The following is a 17,799-nucleotide window of genomic DNA, read 5'->3' as shown; positions in this document are numbered from 1 at the left end:
GCGCGCCGCCGCTTTAAATTGCAGTCTGCCGTGCCCAACTGATTGCGACTGTGGCGGCGTTCTTGAGCATCAGAACGTCAAAGCCAAGCCCTACGGTCGCGTAACCGCGCGCTATGGCAGATTGGACCTGCTGCTCAGTCAAAGCGAGTGTGCTCCTCGGCACATTGGCTGCAGTCGTAGCTCGCTCGAACCGCTCTACCGCTTTCAGGAAAATAGGACTGTCAAATTGGCCAGGGCAGCCTAGCTCAACCGAAAGATCGAGCGGCGCCAGGACCAAGACGCTGATCCCTTCGACGGCACAGATCGCCTCGATATTGTCAATCGCGGCCTTTGTCTCGATCAGGATGTTACAGACGACCGTGTCACCGAGCTTTGGTAGGTAGTCTTGAAAGGAGACGCCCCATCGGGAATGTCCGATAAATGGACCGAAGCCGCGCGTTCCGCGAGGCGGATAGCGTGTCATTGCGACACACTCGTTAGCCTCCTGCGCGGTGTTCACCTGCGGAAACACGATACCGGCAGCGCCCATGTCGAGCGCCAGCTTCACCATTGCTTCATCCCGCTTACCGACCCTGACAACAGGGCGACAATCGGTGCCCGCTGTTGATGCGATCATCGCATGAAGATTCTCCGGGCCTATTGCGCCATGCTCCTGATCAATGACGACTGCGTCAGCGCCTGCCTGCGCCAGCGCCTGCGTAACCACCGGCGACGGAATTGTGCAGATGAACGAAACACGGATTTTGCGAGCTTGTTCTGACATCTCAAGCGCTCCTTGAGCGAACAAATGAGTCTGCTACAAATAAACAGATCTTCCCCGGCCCCTCTATCAAAGCACAAGGCGTTCCGTTTGGGCTAGGGTCAATTCAGTGAAACGATCAGTGGAGCCTAGCTAATCGCACAGCAAGACCGCTACAGGTCATTTGCGCCGATTTTGGCGTATACGGGACATGTCTGCTTGGAGAGCAATCTCGGAAATGCCGCTCGTCTGATTTGACTTTGTTGAAGGCAGCGGCTGCGGCATCGTTCAAACGCCTTGGTTCTGGCCATAGCGCAGCTTCGATTCGGTGTCCTCGTTGCGGCTGGCCTGCAGAGCCCGTGCGTAGACCACAAGTCCATCGCGAACGGTCCTTCGCTCGGCCTCGCTGAGCCGCTCGAGTGCGCCGGAGACCTGTCGCCGGCCGAAATCATGCAGGGCGGAGAGGGTGCGCCGTCCCTTCGCCGTCAGCGATAGCTGCTTGATCCGCGCATCATCAGCGTCGACGGTCTCTTTCAGCTCGCCGCACTCGATCAGCTTGCGCACCATGCGGCTGACGCTCGATTTCTCCAGATGGAGGATGTCGGACAGGTCGGCCGAGGTCAGGGGACCGCGCGCGCCGATTTCCAGGATGGCGTGGACGGCCGACGGTGGATAATCGGTGGCGGCCAGCGTCTGCTCCATGAAGCCGAGCTCGCGCACCATCAGCCGCGAGGCCGCGCGAATGTCATCGATCAGGGACTGGTCATGAAAAGGCATGGCTTGACTCCGGCGTGATCGTTGTACCATACAACTATTGGCGCGACAACGGAGTCTGGCCCGATGAGCGAGGAACGAACCGGCGGTTTGAGTACGGCCGCGAACCGGATGAAGGGCAAGGTTTGCCTCGTGACGGGAGGCGGCAGCGGAATCGGTCGCGCCGCGGCGCTGAGGATGGCTGCGGAGGGGGCGGCGGCGATCCTGATTGCCGGCAGGCGCGAGGCGGAGATCGAATCCGTGGCGGCCGAATGCCAGGCGCTGGGGGCGCAAGTCCTGGCGGTCAGGACCGACGTCACCAGGGAGGACGACGTCGAAGGCCTGGTTCGCATCGCAGTCGAACGTCACGGCAGGCTCGATGCTGCCTTCAACAATGCCGGATTCCAGGAGCGGCGCGCCGGCATCGAGGAACAGGGCAGCGCCGTCTATGACGAGGTGTTCGACACCAATGTACGCTCGGTGTTCCTGTGCCTGCGCCATCAGCTTCCGGTAATGTTCGCGCAAGGCTCGGGCAGGATCGTGATCAATGCGTCGGTGAGCGGCCTCAGGAATCCGAACGCCGGACTTTCGCTCTATTCAGCGTCGAAGGCTGCGGCGATCTCGCTGATGCGCTCGGCCGCAATGGAGGCCGCGCCGCGCGGCGTCACGGTCAACGCGATCGCCCCCGGCCGTGTCGTGACCGACATGATGCTCCGCTCGGGTGTCGGCGACATGTCCGCCGTCGCGGCAGGATTGCCGCTGCGGCGCATGGGTAAGCCCGAGGAAGTCGCCGAAGCCGTGGTCTGGCTGCTATCCGACGCAGCGTCCTACGTGGTCGGCCACGTGCTTGCCGCCGACGGAGGATTCCTGGCGTCCTGAGCCGGGTCACTCAACGCGCACCATTCGGTGATGTTACAATCGTCGTGTAATAATCGAGCCCTGCAACGATAGCGCAATAGGGCCCGCCCACGATGATGCTGCGGCGATTGCAGCCCGGTTGCTGCCGGCCGGCATCATTCTGCAGCGAGGATCGGATGACCATAGCGGCTGAACCGTTCACTGCCGCGCAACCGGCGCCGCTCGCGGCGGGACTTCGCAAGACATTGATCCTTGCCTCGCTCGGTGGAGCCCTCGAGTTCTACGACTTCATCGTCTTCGTCTTTTTCGCCGATGTGATCGGCCGGCTGTTTTTCCCGCCCGACGTGCCGGATTGGGTGACCCAGCTCGAAGCGTTTGCGATCTTCGGCGTCGGCTATTTTGCGCGCCCTCTGGGCGGCGTCGTCATGGCGCATTTCGGCGACAAGTTCGGCCGCAAGCGGATCTTCATGCTGTCGGTGTTCATGATGGCGCTACCGACGCTCCTGATCGGCTGTCTTCCGGTCTACGCCGACATCGGATATCTCGCTCCGGTGCTGCTTGCGCTGATGCGGGTGCTGCAGGGAGCGGCGATCGGCGGCGAGGCGCCGGGCGCGTGGGTGTTCGTTTCCGAGCACGCGGGTGCTCAGCGTACGGGGCTCGCCTGCGGCCTGCTCGCATCCGGGTTGGTCGCCGGGATCTTGCTTGGATCGATCGTCTCCACCGCGATCCATGCCGCCTATTCGACCGCTGCAATCGCCAGCTTCGCCTGGCGTTTCCCCTTCCTCTTGGGCGGCTTTCTCGGCTTCGTCGCCATCTATCTTCGGCAATGGTTGAATGAGACCCCGATATTCCAGGCGATGCAGGCTCGCAGCGCCCTCGAACGTTCCTTGCCGCTCAAGATCGTCTGGCGACATCACCCGCGGGCGATCGCCATCTCGATGGCGCTCACCTGGATGCTCGCTGCGATCACCACCGTGGTGATCCTGATGGCGCCGGGCCTGATACGGAAGCTGGACGGCGTGCCTGCTCTGGTGACGTTCTATTCCACCGATTTCGCCACATTCGCCTATGGATTGTCGGCTCTGCTGACGGGGATCATGATCGACCGTTTCGGCACCCGCCGGGTGGCGGTGATCCTCGGTCCGATCATGATCGCAGCGGTCTACGGGCTGTTTTCGCCCGCCGCTGCCAATCCGGATTTCCTGCTGGCGATTTCCGTGCTGGCCGGCTTCGGAGGTGGGCTCAGCACGCTGGTACCCGTTACGCTGATGCGCGGATTTCCGGCGGCGATACGGTTCAGCGGCGCCTCGTTCTCCTACAACGTGGCCTATGCGATCGCCGGGGGAGTGACGCCCGTATTGGTCCAGGCGTGGTCTTTGAAAGACAGGTTCGGGCCTGCCCACTATGTGGCGCTATGTGTGGTCATCGGCATCGTCGCGACATTGATTTCCATTCGCTCGAACCTGTTGGCGAGCGATAACGCTGGTTTCTAAAGCGTTTTCGAGCGAAGTGGATACCGGTTCGCGTGAAGAAAGCGCGTCAAAAGAAGAATCTAGCGCCAGCTCCTCTGCGTATGGAGCAAGCGGCACGGCGGAATCCACGATCACCTCAATCAGGCTGGTGCTGTCATGCGTGAGGCTTCTGCGTGCCCCGGAAGCTCCGCGGCACGCGCCAGCTACCTAAGATAGCATACTCAAAGAGCGCTCGCGAACCGGTTCTCTTCCGATCTCGGAGTGATCGCCGGCGTGTGGGGGCCTTGCGCAGCTTCGGCCAGGGTGACCAGCGGCCGTCCGGTCAACCTGGTTTACGCAGTCGGGCAGGGGACGCCGGCCCGCGGCGGGCACTGGCTCCCGGCCGGGCGGGATGTGATAATGCGGGCACCCTTGGCTGGCCGGCCTCCGTCGGCCGTGTTATTGCGCCCGCTCGCGTCGTGGCGCCGAACCGGATCATGAATGACCGCGCTTTCCCAGGATATCGCCGCCGAGCTGAGGCGCAGGATCGACGAGCTCGAGCAGCAACTGCAATCCGGCGCCGCCGAGAATGCACGCCTGCAAGGCGAGCTTGCGATTGCGCGTGATCGGCAGAGCGCCGGCGCCGCGATCCTGCGCACCATCGCGGCCTCGCCCTCCGATGCCCGGCCGGTGTTCGAGGCCATCGCCTCCAGCTCCAAGCGCCTGCTCGGCGCCTTCTCCGCCACCGTGCTCCAGTTTATCGGCGACGAACTTCATCTGGTGGCGTACACGCCGATCAGCCCCGAGGCGGACGAAGGATTGAAATCATCGTTCCCGCGACAGATCGCCGACTTTCCGACCTTTGCCCTGGTCCGCGGTGGCAAGACGGTTCAATTTCCGGACAGCGAGGCCGATGACGTCCCGCAACTGAACAAGGAGTTGGCAAGGTTGCGCGGTTTCCGCAGCGTCTTGTTCATGCCGCTGATGAACAGGGGAACGCCCGTCGGCATGATCAGCGTCACGCGTGCCGAGCCCGGCGCGTTTGCCGCCGACCACGTGCAGTTGCTGCAGACGTTCGCCGATCAGGCCGCGATCGCGATCGAGAACGCGCGCCTGTTCAACGAGACGCGGGAAGCGCTGGAGCGGCAAACCACCACCGCCGATATTCTGAAGGTGATGGCAAGTTCGCCGTCCGACGTGCAGCCGGTGTTCGAGGCCATCGCGGCCAATGCCAATCGGCTGATCGGCGGCTTTTCGACCGGGGTGCTTCGCTATGCGGGCGGCGCCGCCCATCTGGCGGCCTTCACCCCGACCGATCCCGCCGGCGATCGGGCTCTGCAGGCGGCGTTTCCAATCCCCTTCGCTCAATTCCCGCCCTACCAGCTCGTGGCAGGCGGTACGGCAGCTCAACTGCCCGACACCGAGCTCGAGCCGGCCGCGCGGGACATCGCGCGTGCGCGCGGCTATCGCAGCATGCTGTTCGCCCCGCTGGTGAGCGAGGGCGAGGTCATCGGCATCATCATCACCACGCGCCGGGCGACCGGCGCGTTCAGCGAGCACCAGGTTCGGCTGCTGCAGACCTTCGCCGACCAGGCCGTGATCGCGATCAAGAATGTCGGCCTGTTCAATGCGACCAGGGAAGCGCTGGAGCGGCAGACCGCGACCGCCGAAATTCTCAACGTCATCGCGAGTTCACCAACCGACGTGCAGCCGGTATTCGACGCCATCGCCGACAGCGCGAAGCGGCTGCTCGGCGGCCAAACGTCGCTCGTCACGCGCGTTGTCGATAACATGCTTCATCTGGCCGCCCACACGGCGGGAAACCAGGCCGGCGACAGGGAGATCGAGAATTCGTTCCCCACGCCGCTCACGTCCTCGGGAATTCACAGCCGCGTCGCGCAGAGTTCAACCATCGCGTTTCGCACCGATATCGAGACCGAATCTGATGTCCCCCTGGCCGTCAAGGACATGGCACGCGCCAGAGGATATCGAAGCATCATTGTCGTGCCGATGCTGCGTGAAGGCGTTGCGATCGGCACGATCGGCGTTTCGCGCGCCGAGGCGGGAGCGTTTGCCGACAACCAGATCGCGCTGCTCAGGACATTTGCCGATCAGGCCGTGATCGCCATCGAAAATACGCGGCTGTTCAATGAGGTGCAGGCCAAGACCCGCGATCTGCAGGAAGCCCTCACCCATCAGACCGGCAGCGCCAACATCCTGAAGGTGATTGCGTCCTCGCCGACAGATGTCGGACCGGCATTGAAGGCAATCGTCGACAGCGCCTGCGTGCTCTGCGACGCCTATGATGCCGCCGTGGTGCTGAGGGACGGTGACGATCTGCGATTCAGCGCCCATCACGGGCCGATCCCGATTCCCCTTGAGAAATGGCCGATCAATCGCAACTGGACCGCGGGCCGTGCCTTCATCGAACAGACCCCGGTGCACGTCGCTGATCTCAGTCAGGATACTGACTTCCCGGAAGGCCGTGAGCTCGCGAGCCGGATGGGACACCGCACCATTCTGAGCGTGCCGCTCTTGCGCGAGAGCGAAAGCATCGGCGCGATCGTGCTCCGCCGCAACGAAGTGCACCCGTTCACCGACAAGCAGGTGGCACTGCTGCAGACCTTCGCCGACCAGGCGGTGATTGCGATCGGCAATGTGCGGCTGTTCGAGCAGGTGCAGGCCCGCACCAGGGAGCTTGCAAAATCCCTCGACGATCTGCGCGCCGCGCAGGATCGCCTGGTCCAGACCGAGAAGCTGGCCTCCCTCGGTCAGCTCACGGCCGGCATTGCGCACGAGATCAAGAATCCGCTCAACTTCGTCAACAATTTCGCCTCACTTTCCGCGGAACTCACAGGCGAACTGAGCGATTTGCTGGCATCAGCGTCACTCGCCGACAACATTCGCGGCGAGGTCGACGAACTGAGCGGGCTCGTGAAAGACAATCTGCAAAAAATCGTGCAGCACGGCAAACGCGCCGATTCCATCGTCAAGAACATGCTCCTACATTCGCGAGAGGGTGGCGGCGAGCACCGGCCGACCGACGTGAACGCGCTGGTCGAGGAGAGTCTGAACCTTGCCTATCACGGCGCGCGCGCCGAGAAGCCGCGGTTCAACGTTACCCTCAGGCGCGAGCTCGATCCGGACGCCGGCACGGTCGAGGTGTTTCCGCAGGAGATCACGCGGGTGCTGCTGAACTTGATTTCCAACGGCTTTTATGCGGTCGCCAAGCGCGGCAGCGAAAATGCTCCCGGATTTGAACCGGAGGTCAGCGCCAGCACACTCAGCCGTGGCGATTATGTCGAAATCCGCATCCGCGACAACGGCGTCGGCATTCCGCCCGAGGTAAAGGAGAAGATGTTCAACCCGTTCTTCACGACCAAGCCGCCAGGCGAGGGTACCGGCCTCGGACTTTCCATGAGCCATGACATTATCGTGAAGCAGCACGGCGGTACGATCAATGTCGAGACCGAGCCTGGCGAGTTTACCGAGTTCACCATCCTGCTGCCGCGCAGAAGCAATTTTTCGGATAGAATCAGAGGTTAGCCGTGAGTGTGATGGTCCTGGTGGTGGATGACGAGCCTGATGTGGAGACCTTGTTCCGCCAGCAATTTCGCCGCGATCTTCGGGCCCAGCGCTTTGTGATGGATTTTGCCGGGACGGCGTCCGAAGCGCTGACCCGCATTTCCGACGTCGGCGAGCATTCGCTGATCCTGATTTTCTCCGACATCAACATGCCCGGGATGAGCGGGCTTGATATGCTGCCAGAGGTCCGCGCCCGGCGGCCCGACGTTCCCGTGATCATGATCACGGCCTACGGAGACGCCGCGACGCGCAAGAGAGCGCTGGAGCGAGGCGCGGACGACCTGTTGACCAAGCCGATCGACTTCAGCCAGGTCCGCCAGGAGATCGACGCGAGGCTGGAACAATCCGCATGACCGCTACCATCCTCGTAGTCGACGACGAGCCCGATCTGGAGGCACTGGTGCTCCAGAAATTCCGCCGGCAGATTCGCGACGGACTGGTGAGCTTCGTCTTCGCGCGCGACGGGCTTGAAGCGCTCCAGTCGATCGAGCAGCATCCTCATGTCGATCTCGTGGTCTCCGACATCAACATGCCGCGCATGGATGGCTTGTCGCTGCTGGAGAAACTGCAGGAGGCCGAGGACAAGAAGTCGACCATCATCGTCTCGGCCTATGGCGACATGAGCAACATACGCACTGCGATGAATCGCGGTGCCTTCGACTTCCTGACCAAGCCCATCGATTTCTCCGACCTGGAAATGACGATCCAGAAGACAATGCGTCACATCGAGATCCTGCGCGAGGCACGTCGCCGCCAGATGGAAGCGGAGCGCGCGCACGCGTCGCTGTCGCGCTATTTCTCGCCCGAGCTCGCCAAGCGCCTCGCCGCCGGGGACGGCAATAACGACATGGAGGTGCGCTGGCGCGAGATCGCCGTGATCTTCACCGATATCACCGGCTTTACCTCGCTCGTCGAAACGGCGTTGCCCGAGGTGCTGGCGGAAATGCTCAACGAATATGTCGGCGGCCTGACGGATGTCGTCTTCGCTCATGAAGGGACGGTGGCGAAGGTGATCGGTGATGCAATCCAGGTGCTGTTCAACGCGCCTGGCGATCAGCCCGACTACGCGACCCGCGCCATCGCCTGCGCACAGGCGCTCGACGAATGGGCGGAGGCGTTTCGCGGGCGTTGGAAGCAAAGAGGCGTGAATTTCGGCGCCACACGGATCGGCGCGCACGCCGGCCCCGCGCTGGTCGGCAATTTCGGCGGCAACCGCTTCTTCGACTACACGGCCTATGGCGACACGATCAACACCGCCGCCAGGCTGGAAGCCGCGAACAAGGCGCTGGGCACGCGGATTTGCGTCAGTGACGCGGTCGCAAACGCGGCACAGGACTTCAAGGGACGACCGATCGGCGATCTTGTCCTGCGCGGACGCAGCGAGCCGTTGCGCGCCCACGAGCCGTTATCGTCGGCGGAATTCGATGCGCCGGCCACGACGCAATATGCGGTCGCCTTTGCCAAGCTCGAGTCGGGTGACGCTGCGGCCATGCCGGCTTTCGCCGCACTGGTCGGAACGCATGCCGACGATCCGCTCGCCAGCTATCATTTGAGGCGGCTGCTCAACGGCGCCAAAGGCATCCGCATCGAACTCCATTGATCAGGCGCTCGTTATGCGCCGGTAGCTTCCTCCATTTCGTCATCTCGACTGACCGGCGAGCGGTCGTTCCTCTTATGGACGGCTTGTCCGAGGAGCTTTCCGTTTCGGCGTCCGGAACCAAGTTCCGTTACATCTGAAACGTAACCTGCAAAGTGGAAATCGATCCGAATGACGATTCACATAGGACGTCGGCATTCAACGCTACGGCATCTGGCTTGTTGATTCTTGATGATCGATTACTTCTGACGACAGGGCCGTTGCATTGCCTTGTGCGAACATCGCGCTCTGAACGTGGTGCTGGAGCGTCGAAAATTGAAACGACGATCGTACGATTATGTCGTTGTTGGAGCAGGCTCCGCGGGCTGTGTACTGGCGAGCCGACTCTCCGAGGATCCTAATTCAACTGTTCTCTTGCTCGAGGCGGGTGGATACGATCGAAATCCGCTGGTTCGCATTCCGATCGGACTAGGGAAGCTTCATGAGTATGCGATCTACGATTGGGGCCTGATGGCCGAGCCTGATGAGAGGCTCAATGGCCGGGCGATTCCCGCCAAGCGCGGGAAAGTGTTGGGCGGGTCACACTCGATCAACGTGATGGCATTCACGCGCGGCGATCGTGCCGACTATGACGGCTGGGCTCGCGCGGGCGCCCAAGGATGGTCCTACAACGATGTTCTCCCTTACTTCAAACGTTGTGAAACGTGGCAGGAAGGAGAAAGCGTTTGGCGCGGCGGATCGGGGCCGATACACGTCGAGTTCTCGCGCCCAAGCGATCCGCTGTTCGACGCCTGGCTCGCCGCTGCGCGCGACCTCGGCTTCACATTCACGAACGACTTCAATGGAGAAACGCACGAGGGGTTCGGGATAATCCAAAATACCACCTGGAAAGGCCGTCGAGAGACGACAGCCTCAGCCTACCTTCGATCCGCGCTGAAGCGCGCAAATCTGGTACTTCATACCAAAGCGCAAGCGACTCAAATCGTTTTTGAGGGGACCCGAGCGGTGGGAGTGCGGTACGTCAGCGGTGGGCGAAGCGCCTACGTGATGGCGGATCGAGAGGTCATATTGTGTGCGGGCGCGTATCACACGCCACATTTGCTCATGTTGTCGGGTATCGGGCCGACGAAGCATCTCGCCTCTCTTGGGATCGAAACGCTTGTCGATCTGCCGGTAGGCCAGGATTTGCAAGATCACCTTGCTGCATGGTTCAACTGGAGCCGCCCCACGCCGGGTGCCTTCCACAGGACGATGCGCCTTGACCGAATTTCGCTAGCCCTGGTCCGAGCTTATCTATTTGGGACCGGACCCGGGACAATGCTTCCCAGGTATCTCTTCGGGTTCGTCAAGACCGATCCCTCGCTCGAGGCGCCGGACATCGAATTCATGTTTCGGTCGACGGCCGCGCAGCCCTACGTCTGGTTCCCGGGGATTCGTCCGGCTTTTGAAGACGGCTTTGCGATCCGTCCGACATTGCTGCATCCAAAAAGTCGCGGGGAGGTTTCGTTGAGATCGACCAACCCGCTTGATGCACCGAGAATCCGCAATGGATTCCTCGAGCACCCGGATGACCTTGCGACGTTGCTGCGTGGAGCAAAGATCGGTCTCGAATTGGCTGCTCATCCGGCGGTCGCCTCGCTGGCAGGAAAATCAGCCGGACCGTCGCGCGTCCAATCGGACGGCGACATTGAACAGTGGATTCGGAGCACGGCGATCACCGCAAACCATCCGTGCGGCACTTGCGGAATCGGTCGCGTCGTGGACAGCCAGCTTTCCGTCCTTGGCGCGACCTCGCTTCGGATCGTCGACGCGTCAGTCATGCCAACAATCGTATCTGGGCACATAAATGCATGTGTTCTCATGATCGCGGAGAAGGCCTCTGATCTGATCCGGCGCCAACAGGGACAGGTCCTGGAAAGCATGGCTTGACTCCGGCACGATAGTGGCCCAGGCGCCGCCGCCATGGCGTTTCTTCATTTGCAGGCAACAGGTCACTCGTGGTGATATCGGCCCATGAGTCCATCTGCACGATCGCCAGCCACGAGCGGCCTGCGCATCCGCAACATGCGGCCGGACGAAATCTCGATAGCCGTGGACTGGGCGGCGGCCGAAGGCTGGAATCCGGGTCTCGCCGACGCCGCCTGCTTCGCCGCGGCCGATCCGGAGGGCTTCTTCATCGGCGAACTCGACGGCGCTCCGGTCGCGACCGTCTCCTGCGTCAATTACGATGAGAGCTTCGCCTTCCTCGGCTTCTACATCGTCCGAAGGGATTTGCGCGGCCGTGGCTATGGGCTGCGCATATGGAACGCGGCCATCGCGCATGCCGGGGAGCGTGTGATCGGGCTCGACGGCGTGGTGGCGCAGCAGGAAAACTATGGGAAGTCCGGGTTCGAGCTCGCTTATGCCAATGTCCGTTATGGCGGCACCGCCGCGGCCCTCGATGTGCCGCAGGCAGATGTCGTCGCGCTCGCCGACGTCCCATTGGCGACCGTGGAGGCGTATGACGCAACGGTGTTTCCGGCTCGGCGCACCGCGTTCCTGCGCGCGTGGATCGGCTCGCCCGGACATGTCGGTTGCGCGCTCGTCCGGAACGGAGGGCTTGCCGGCTGGGGCGTGATCCGTCCGTGCCGGAGCGGCCGCAAGATCGGCCCGCTGGTGGCCGACGACCGCGCCGCCGCCGAGGTGGTTCTGTCGGCTTTGCTGGCCCGCGTGGGCGGCGGCGAGATTTTCCTCGACGTTCCCAGCGTCAACCGCGAGGCCGTCGCATTGGCGCAAGACTTGGGCCTTGCCCCGGTGTTCGAGACCGCGCGCATGTATACCGGCGCCGTGCCGCCATTGCGGCTGGAGCGGGTCTTCGGCGTCACCACCTTTGAGCTGGGCTAGCGCCCTCGCGCGCGGGTCCGCCTCGGGCCAAAAGCGGTGCTGAGGTCAGCCAGTAAAGGCTGGCAAAGGACGCAAATTATAGTAGCGTTGCGGTAAGAAAAATGGCCGCCAGGCCAGATACAAATAGTCGAAAAAGAACAGGGAGGGCTTCCAATGCAATATTTGAAGACCGCATTTGCGGCTGCCGCAGCAACTGCAATTTTTGCAGGTGCCGCTCTTGCGCAGGGTAAACCCCAGGAAATCAAGATCGGCATTGCGACATTCCTGTCGGGGCCGGCTTCCGTTTTCGGCGTTCCGGCCAAGGCCGCGGCGGAGATGATCGCGGAGGATCTCAATAAGAAAGGCGGCATCGGCGGCGTGCCGGTCAAGCTTTCGTTCATCGACGAAGGCGCCGGCGGCGAAGCATTGGTCTCGAACTATCGGCGCATCGTGCAGGACGACAAGGTTGACGCGACGTTCGCTGCAATCTCCTCGGGCAGCTGCAACCAGCTTGTTCCGGTCGCCGAAGACCTGAAGGTCATGAACTTCATGTGGGATTGCGGCGCTGCTTCCATTCTCGAGACGAAGAAGTATCGCTACAATTTCCGGACCCAGGCGAACGGCACTCCCGAGATGTTGGCGGTGCTCATCTATCTCCTCAAGACGAAGCCCGACTTCAAGACGATCGCTGTCGTCAATCAGGACTACGCGTGGGGTCGCGAAAGCTGGGAGATATTCTCCACTGCGTTGAAGGCGATGAAGCCCGACGTCCAGGTGGTTGCAGAGCTGTTCCCGAAATTCGGTGCGCCTGACTATTCCACGGAGGTCTCTCGCCTGCTGGCGCTCCGACCGGACGTCGTGCTCACGACCGCCTGGGGCGGTGACCTCGACACCCTGGTTCGCCAGGCGGGTCAACGCGGCCTGTTGCAGCAATCGACATTCGTGCTTGGTATCGGAGAATCGTCGATCCAGCGATTGGGCAAGGACCTGCCGGAGGGACTGATCGTCGGTGCACGGGGCGATCACTGGTTCCTGCACCCGGAAAAGAAGAACGACCCGGCCTTCAAAGCCTTCAACGAAGCGTTCAAGGCCAAGACCGGCGCATGGCCGATCTATCCGGTCTATCACATGGCGCAGGCATTCACGGCGTTGCAAACGGCCTATGACAAGGCCATCAAGGCGAATGACGGCAACTGGCCCACGCGGGAGCAGGTCGTGGATGCGACTGCCGGCACGGAGTTCGCAACCGGCTTCGGCAGGCCGGTCACGCTGAGGCCCGAGGACAATCAGGGTCTGGAAGCCCAGCTTGTCGGCGTCACCAAGTCCTTCCCGGGCTACGACTTCAAACTGCTCGACAATATGATGATCTTCGACCCGAAGGTGATCACCAACCCGGCGGGCGTGCGATCGGTCGAGTGGCTCAAGACGCTCAAGCCGGAATTCGCCAAGATGGACGTGCCGACCTTCAAACAATAGCACTCCAATAGCCGTCCTCCGGCTCTCCGGGGGACGGCCTGAAGGTCTCCATGAACTCGACTCTCGCCATACTGGCCGTCCTCGACGGGATCAGCTACGCCGCCCTGGTGTTCCTGGTCTCCGTCGGGCTCAGCCTGATCTTCGGCGTGCTTCGCGTGGTGAACGTGGCGCACGGCTCCCTGTATGCCTTCGGCGCCTATCTCGCCGCGACGTTCAGCATCAAGGTCGCGCCGCTGTCGCCATGGCTCACCTATCCCGCGCTGCTGGCGGCTTCCATCGTGATCGGCGTCGTTTGCGGCGGCTTCATTGAGCGCGTTCTGCTGCGGCCGCTATACGGAAGGGACGATGTCCTGCAGCTCCTGATCACGTTTGCGGCCTTCATGATCATGGATAATCTGCAGCGCTTGATCTGGGGCGTGCAGCCGATCTTCGCGGCCGAGCCGTTGAAGCTGCTGCCGAACGTGACCGTGTTCGGCGTGAACTACACGTCCTACCAGGTCATCCTGCTGCCAGCCGTGGCGGTCGCGACGCTGTTCGGCCTGCGCTACTTCCTGCGCCGCACCCTCGCCGGGGCCGTGATCATGGCCGTGACGGAGGATCGCGAGGCGTCCACGTCGATCGGCATCGACGCCAGGCGCGTCTATTTCGTGACGTTCATCATCGGCGCGAGCTTGGCGGCGCTCGGCGGGGCGCTTGCCTCGCCGACGACATCGCTCGTGCCCGGGATGGGCGCCGACATGATCGTGCTCTCTTTCGCGGTCGCCGCAACTGCGGGCCTCGGGCAGATCGAGGGCGCCGCTCTCACCGCGCTCATGATCGGGCTGACGCGCGCCTTTGTCATCTATCTCCAGCCGGAGTTCGAAGTCCTCGTGCCTTATCTGCTGATGGTGCTGGTGCTTCTGGTGCGTCCGTACGGACTGTTCGGCGCAACCCAAATGAGAAAGATCTGATGAGTGAGAAAGATCTGATGACGCGCCGCATCAAGCCGATCACGACGGCAGCAGTCATCTTCTTTCTGGTCAGCGCGGTCGCACCGCTGTTCGTGGCGAGCTGGGCGACGCTGTTCGCGCTTATCCTCGCGAAGGGCATCGTCGTGCTCGGAATCGTTCTGCTGCTGCAGGCGGGACAGGTATCCTTCGGACACGCAATGTTCTTCGCCATTGGCGCCTACACGTCGGCGTTCTGGGGCAAATATGTCGGCGGCGGCGATATCCTGCTTTATCTCGTGCTCGGAGGCATATCTTCCACCGTCTTTGGCCTGATTGTCGGTCTGTTCGTGGTTCGCTACCGGGAAATCTTCTTCGGAATGCTCAACCTGGCGTTCTCGATGGTGTTGTGGTCACTGCTTGAGAAGATGTTCCCCTACACCAATGGTGCTGATGGCATCCGCGTGGCGCGTCCCGGCTTGCTGGGATTTGTCTTCACGCCGGAAACCTTCCAATACGTCATTCTTTACGTGAGCCTTTTGATCGCGGCTGCAGCATTCTACGGTGTGCAACGCTACCTCGAGAGTCCGCTCGGGCATATGTTGCGGGCGATCAAGTCGAATGAGACCCGGCTCGAATATCTGGGAATGTCGGCCCGCCGCGTGCTGCTCATCGGCTACGTGATCTCCGCGTTCCTCGGCGGAATCGGCGGCACGCTGGTGGCAATCATCCAGCAGATCGCCACGCCGGAGTTTGGCTTCTGGACCAAATCGGGCGAGTTCGTGTTCATCGCGATCCTTGGCGGCGGAGCCCATGCTTTCGGTGCGTTTGCGGGGGCGGCGATGTTCGAGTGCGTCCGGTTCTATGCGGCTGCTCACCTCGCGGATTCCTGGCAGCTCATTCTCGGAGTCGTGCTGATCGTGATCATCCTTTACGCGCCGAACGGACTGATCGGTCTCAGGCAGCGATATCGCCAGTCCGGCAAGGGAGGGCGCTGATGGCCGACGTCCTGCTCTCTGCCAGGGACATCAAGATCCGCTTCGGCGGAGTCATCGCCGCTGACGGGATCAACCTTGACGTCCATGAAGGCGAGAACCTCGCCATCATCGGACCGAACGGCGCCGGCAAGACGACGTTCCTCAACATATCGACGGGCTATCTGCGTCCGCAGGCCGGTACGGTGACTTTTCTCGGCCAGGATATTACGGCGCATCTTCCGCGGACCATCACCAAGCTTGGCATTGCTCGCGCCTTCCAGATTCCGCAGCTTTTCCTCGACCAGACCGTCATGGAAAACATGCTGATCGCGGCGGCCTCGCGGCAGGGGTACCCGTCAGGCTTCAAGGCCCTCGCGCGATTGCCGGAGGCGTCCGAAATGGAGCGGCTGCTGGAGCTCGTCGGCGTCAGGTCTTATGCCGAGCGAACGGCGCGAGAGCTGCCCGAAGGGCAACGCAAGCTGGTTGATATCGCGCTTGCGCTCGCGCTGAAGCCCAGGCTCCTGCTCATGGACGAGCCAACCTCGGGCGTCGCGTCATCCGAGAAGCTCGAAATCATGGATATCCTCACCACCGCGCTCGCGAAGGAGAAGGTTACGTCGGTCTTTGTCGAGCACGACATGGACATGGTGGAGCGTTACGCCCACCGCGTCGCAGTGTGGAACGTAGGGAAGATCCAGAAGATCGGCACGCCGGCGGAGGTTCTGGCGGACCCGAAAGTCCAGCAGCAGGTAATCGGAATATGACGCCGGTGCTGAGTTTCGAGAATGTCAACGTCGCGATCGCCGATGCGCCGGTGCTGCGCAATGTCAGCTTCTCGCTGCAGCCCGGAGCGAGCGCCGCGCTCATCGGGCGCAACGGTGCCGGCAAGACCACGACCGTTCGCACCATCATGGGCTTCACCAAAGCCATCGGCGCGGTGCGGCTCGGTGGCGAGGACCTCGGGCCGATTCCGCCGCACCGCCGCCCGTCGCTGGGCGTCGGCTATGCGCCGGAGGATCGCCGCCTGTTTTCGGCTTTTACCGTGGAAGAGAACATCCTTCTGCCTGGTCGCGTCGCGAAGCTCTCTCCGGACGAGACACGACGAAGGCTGGAGCGGGCCTACTCCGTGTTGCCGGAGCTGAAAGAGCTTGCCAGGCGCCCGGCGGGATCGGTCTCGGGCGGACAAGGCAAGATGGTCGCGCTCGGTCGGGCGCTCATGCTGGGCACCCGGCTTCTCATTCTCGACGAGCCGTTTCAGGGACTTGCGCCTGTTCTCGCGCAGCGATACGCCGAAGCGCTTCGCCGGCTTCGTTCGCAGGACAAGGACATCACGATGCTGATTACGGAGTCGAATCCGAAGCTGCTTGAGACGTTTGCCGACGTCACCCTCACCATCGAACGAGGTGAGATCGAAGGCGATTGAAGCCAACAAGCTACGATCGTGACTCGGCTGACCGGCCGGAAAACGCTAGGCTTGTGGCTGGAACCGTGAAGGAGACGACACATGGCGCGCTATCCCGATTTCGTGCCCCAAGGTGTGATCCCGGCGGTGCTGCTGCCGTTCCAAGACGATCTGTCGATCGACGAGCAGAGCTTCCGGGCTCACTTGCGCGATGTCGCGGCGGTGCACGGATTGTCGGCGATCACGATCAACGCTCACTCCACGGAGGTTGCATCCTGCACGAGGGACGAGCAGCGTCGCGTCATGGAGATCGCGGCCGAGGAAGTCGGCAGCACTTTACCGATCATCCACGGGGTCTGGGCGGACGGCAGCCTGGAGGCGGCGCGGATCGCGCAGCAGGCACAGTCCGGCGGCGCTTCGGCGCTGCTGGTGTTCCCGCCGGCTCCGTTCACGCTTGGCCAATCGGCCGAGATGGCGCTGGCCCATTTCAAGACCATCCGCGATGCGTCTGACCTGCCGATGATCGTGTTTCAATATCCGTTGGCGACGGGGCAGGGCTATCCGGCGACGACGCTGGAGCGGCTTTTCGATGAGGTGCCTACGATCCGCGCCATCAAGGATTGGACTCCACTGGTGCCGCAGCACGAGAGCCAGATTCGCGCATTGCAGGGGCGCAAGCCTTCCATCAATGTGCTGTCGACCAACAGTGCATGGCTGTTGAGTTCCCTGGTGCTCGGCTGCAATGGCCTGCTGTCCGGCAGCGGCAGCGTCATCGCTGATCTTCAAGCCAGGCTCTATCGCGCGGTACAGGCCAACGATCTTGCGGAAGCCCGTCGGCTGAACGACCGGATCTATCCGTTGGCGCGCGTGTTCTATGCCGATCCCTTCGTCGACATGCACAACCGCATGAAGGAAGCTTTGGTGCTGCTTGAAAAACTTCCTCGCGCCGTGGTGCGTCCGCCGCTGGTCAAGATAACGGATGCGGAAATCGTGCGTATCCGGGCGGCGCTGGTGGAAGCAGGACTGCTCGACCAGGGAACAGTACTGAGGCACAACGCGGCATAGCGATTTGCGTGCCGGCCTATGGCCCGTCGGAGGCCAAGATGTGAATCGTCGGCCGATTGCCGAAGTTGCATAGGATCGCTTTCCCGCTCCCGATAGAAAAGCACACGA

15 protein-coding genes are annotated in these 17,799 nt (G+C 62.2%); 13 read left to right on the top strand and 2 right to left on the bottom strand.

Features of this window, described 5'->3' with window-relative positions; all coding sequences use genetic code 11:
• Nucleotides 1-13: 13 nt before the first annotated feature.
• On the bottom strand, nt 14-763 hold the full coding sequence (locus K288_RS0128525; RefSeq protein WP_027582633.1) for an aldolase/citrate lyase family protein: 750 nt from the start codon (nt 761-763) through the stop codon (nt 14-16).
• A gap of 264 nt (nt 764-1,027) precedes the next feature.
• Nucleotides 1,028-1,516, bottom strand: coding sequence for a MarR family winged helix-turn-helix transcriptional regulator (locus K288_RS46810; protein ID WP_051334779.1), 489 nt, complete (start codon nt 1,514-1,516; stop codon nt 1,028-1,030).
• 63 nt (nt 1,517-1,579) lie between these two features.
• Here K288_RS46810 and K288_RS0128515 point away from each other — a divergent pair, with 63 nt between their 5' ends.
• The 13 genes from K288_RS0128515 (at nt 1,580) to K288_RS0128455 (ending at nt 17,691) form a co-directional block, all read left to right on the top strand.
• Nucleotides 1,580-2,371: an SDR family NAD(P)-dependent oxidoreductase gene (locus K288_RS0128515; protein ID WP_051334778.1), complete on the top strand. Its 792-nt coding sequence runs from the start codon at nt 1,580-1,582 to the stop codon at nt 2,369-2,371.
• A gap of 155 nt (nt 2,372-2,526) precedes the next feature.
• The gene (locus tag K288_RS46805; protein ID WP_084799763.1) at nt 2,527-3,843 is read left to right on the top strand and encodes an MFS transporter; all 1,317 of its coding nucleotides are present in this window, start codon (nt 2,527-2,529) and stop codon (nt 3,841-3,843) included.
• A 459-nt stretch (nt 3,844-4,302) separates the two neighbouring features.
• Nucleotides 4,303-7,347, top strand: coding sequence for a GAF domain-containing protein (locus K288_RS46800; protein ID WP_043160950.1), 3,045 nt, complete (start codon nt 4,303-4,305; stop codon nt 7,345-7,347).
• 2 nt (nt 7,348-7,349) lie between these two features.
• Nucleotides 7,350-7,739 carry a response regulator gene (locus K288_RS0128500; protein WP_027582631.1) on the top strand — a complete coding sequence of 130 codons (390 nt, stop codon included), beginning with the start codon at nt 7,350-7,352 and terminating at the stop codon, nt 7,737-7,739.
• Nucleotides 7,736-8,986, top strand: a complete 1,251-nt coding sequence (locus K288_RS0128495) for an adenylate/guanylate cyclase domain-containing protein (protein ID WP_027582630.1) — start codon at nt 7,736-7,738, stop codon at nt 8,984-8,986. Before K288_RS0128500 ends, K288_RS0128495 begins: the two co-directional genes overlap by 4 nt.
• Nucleotides 8,987-9,298: 312 nt before the next feature.
• Nucleotides 9,299-10,912, top strand: coding sequence for a GMC family oxidoreductase N-terminal domain-containing protein (locus K288_RS0128490; RefSeq protein ID WP_043160964.1), 1,614 nt, complete (start codon nt 9,299-9,301; stop codon nt 10,910-10,912).
• Nucleotides 10,913-10,996: 84 nt separating this feature from the next.
• A complete protein-coding gene (locus K288_RS0128485; protein WP_043160948.1) occupies nt 10,997-11,866 on the top strand; it encodes a GNAT family N-acetyltransferase in 870 nt (289 codons plus the stop codon).
• Nucleotides 11,867-12,019: 153 nt separating this feature from the next.
• Nucleotides 12,020-13,321, top strand: a complete 1,302-nt coding sequence (locus K288_RS0128480) for an ABC transporter substrate-binding protein (protein WP_027582627.1) — start codon at nt 12,020-12,022, stop codon at nt 13,319-13,321.
• 50 nt (nt 13,322-13,371) lie between these two features.
• Nucleotides 13,372-14,271: a branched-chain amino acid ABC transporter permease gene (locus K288_RS0128475; protein ID WP_027582626.1), complete on the top strand. Its 900-nt coding sequence runs from the start codon at nt 13,372-13,374 to the stop codon at nt 14,269-14,271.
• A complete protein-coding gene (locus tag K288_RS0128470; protein WP_244443286.1) occupies nt 14,271-15,245 on the top strand; it encodes a branched-chain amino acid ABC transporter permease in 975 nt (324 codons plus the stop codon). The genes K288_RS0128475 and K288_RS0128470 overlap by 1 nt, the downstream gene beginning before the upstream one ends.
• Complete coding sequence (locus tag K288_RS0128465; RefSeq protein WP_027582624.1) at nt 15,245-15,988, top strand: ABC transporter ATP-binding protein; 744 nt, start codon at nt 15,245-15,247, stop codon at nt 15,986-15,988. The genes K288_RS0128470 and K288_RS0128465 overlap by 1 nt, the downstream gene beginning before the upstream one ends.
• Complete coding sequence (locus K288_RS0128460; RefSeq protein WP_043160946.1) at nt 15,985-16,647, top strand: ATP-binding cassette domain-containing protein; 663 nt, start codon at nt 15,985-15,987, stop codon at nt 16,645-16,647. Before K288_RS0128465 ends, K288_RS0128460 begins: the two co-directional genes overlap by 4 nt.
• Before the next feature lie 81 nt (nt 16,648-16,728).
• Complete coding sequence (locus tag K288_RS0128455) at nt 16,729-17,691, top strand: dihydrodipicolinate synthase family protein (protein WP_027582622.1); 963 nt, start codon at nt 16,729-16,731, stop codon at nt 17,689-17,691.
• Nucleotides 17,692-17,799: the final 108 nt, after the last annotated feature.

This window comes from Bradyrhizobium sp. Ai1a-2 (assembly GCF_000426245.1).
Lineage (GTDB): Bacteria > Pseudomonadota > Alphaproteobacteria > Rhizobiales > Xanthobacteraceae > Bradyrhizobium.
This window is presented reverse-complemented; position numbering and strand designations above follow the sequence as displayed.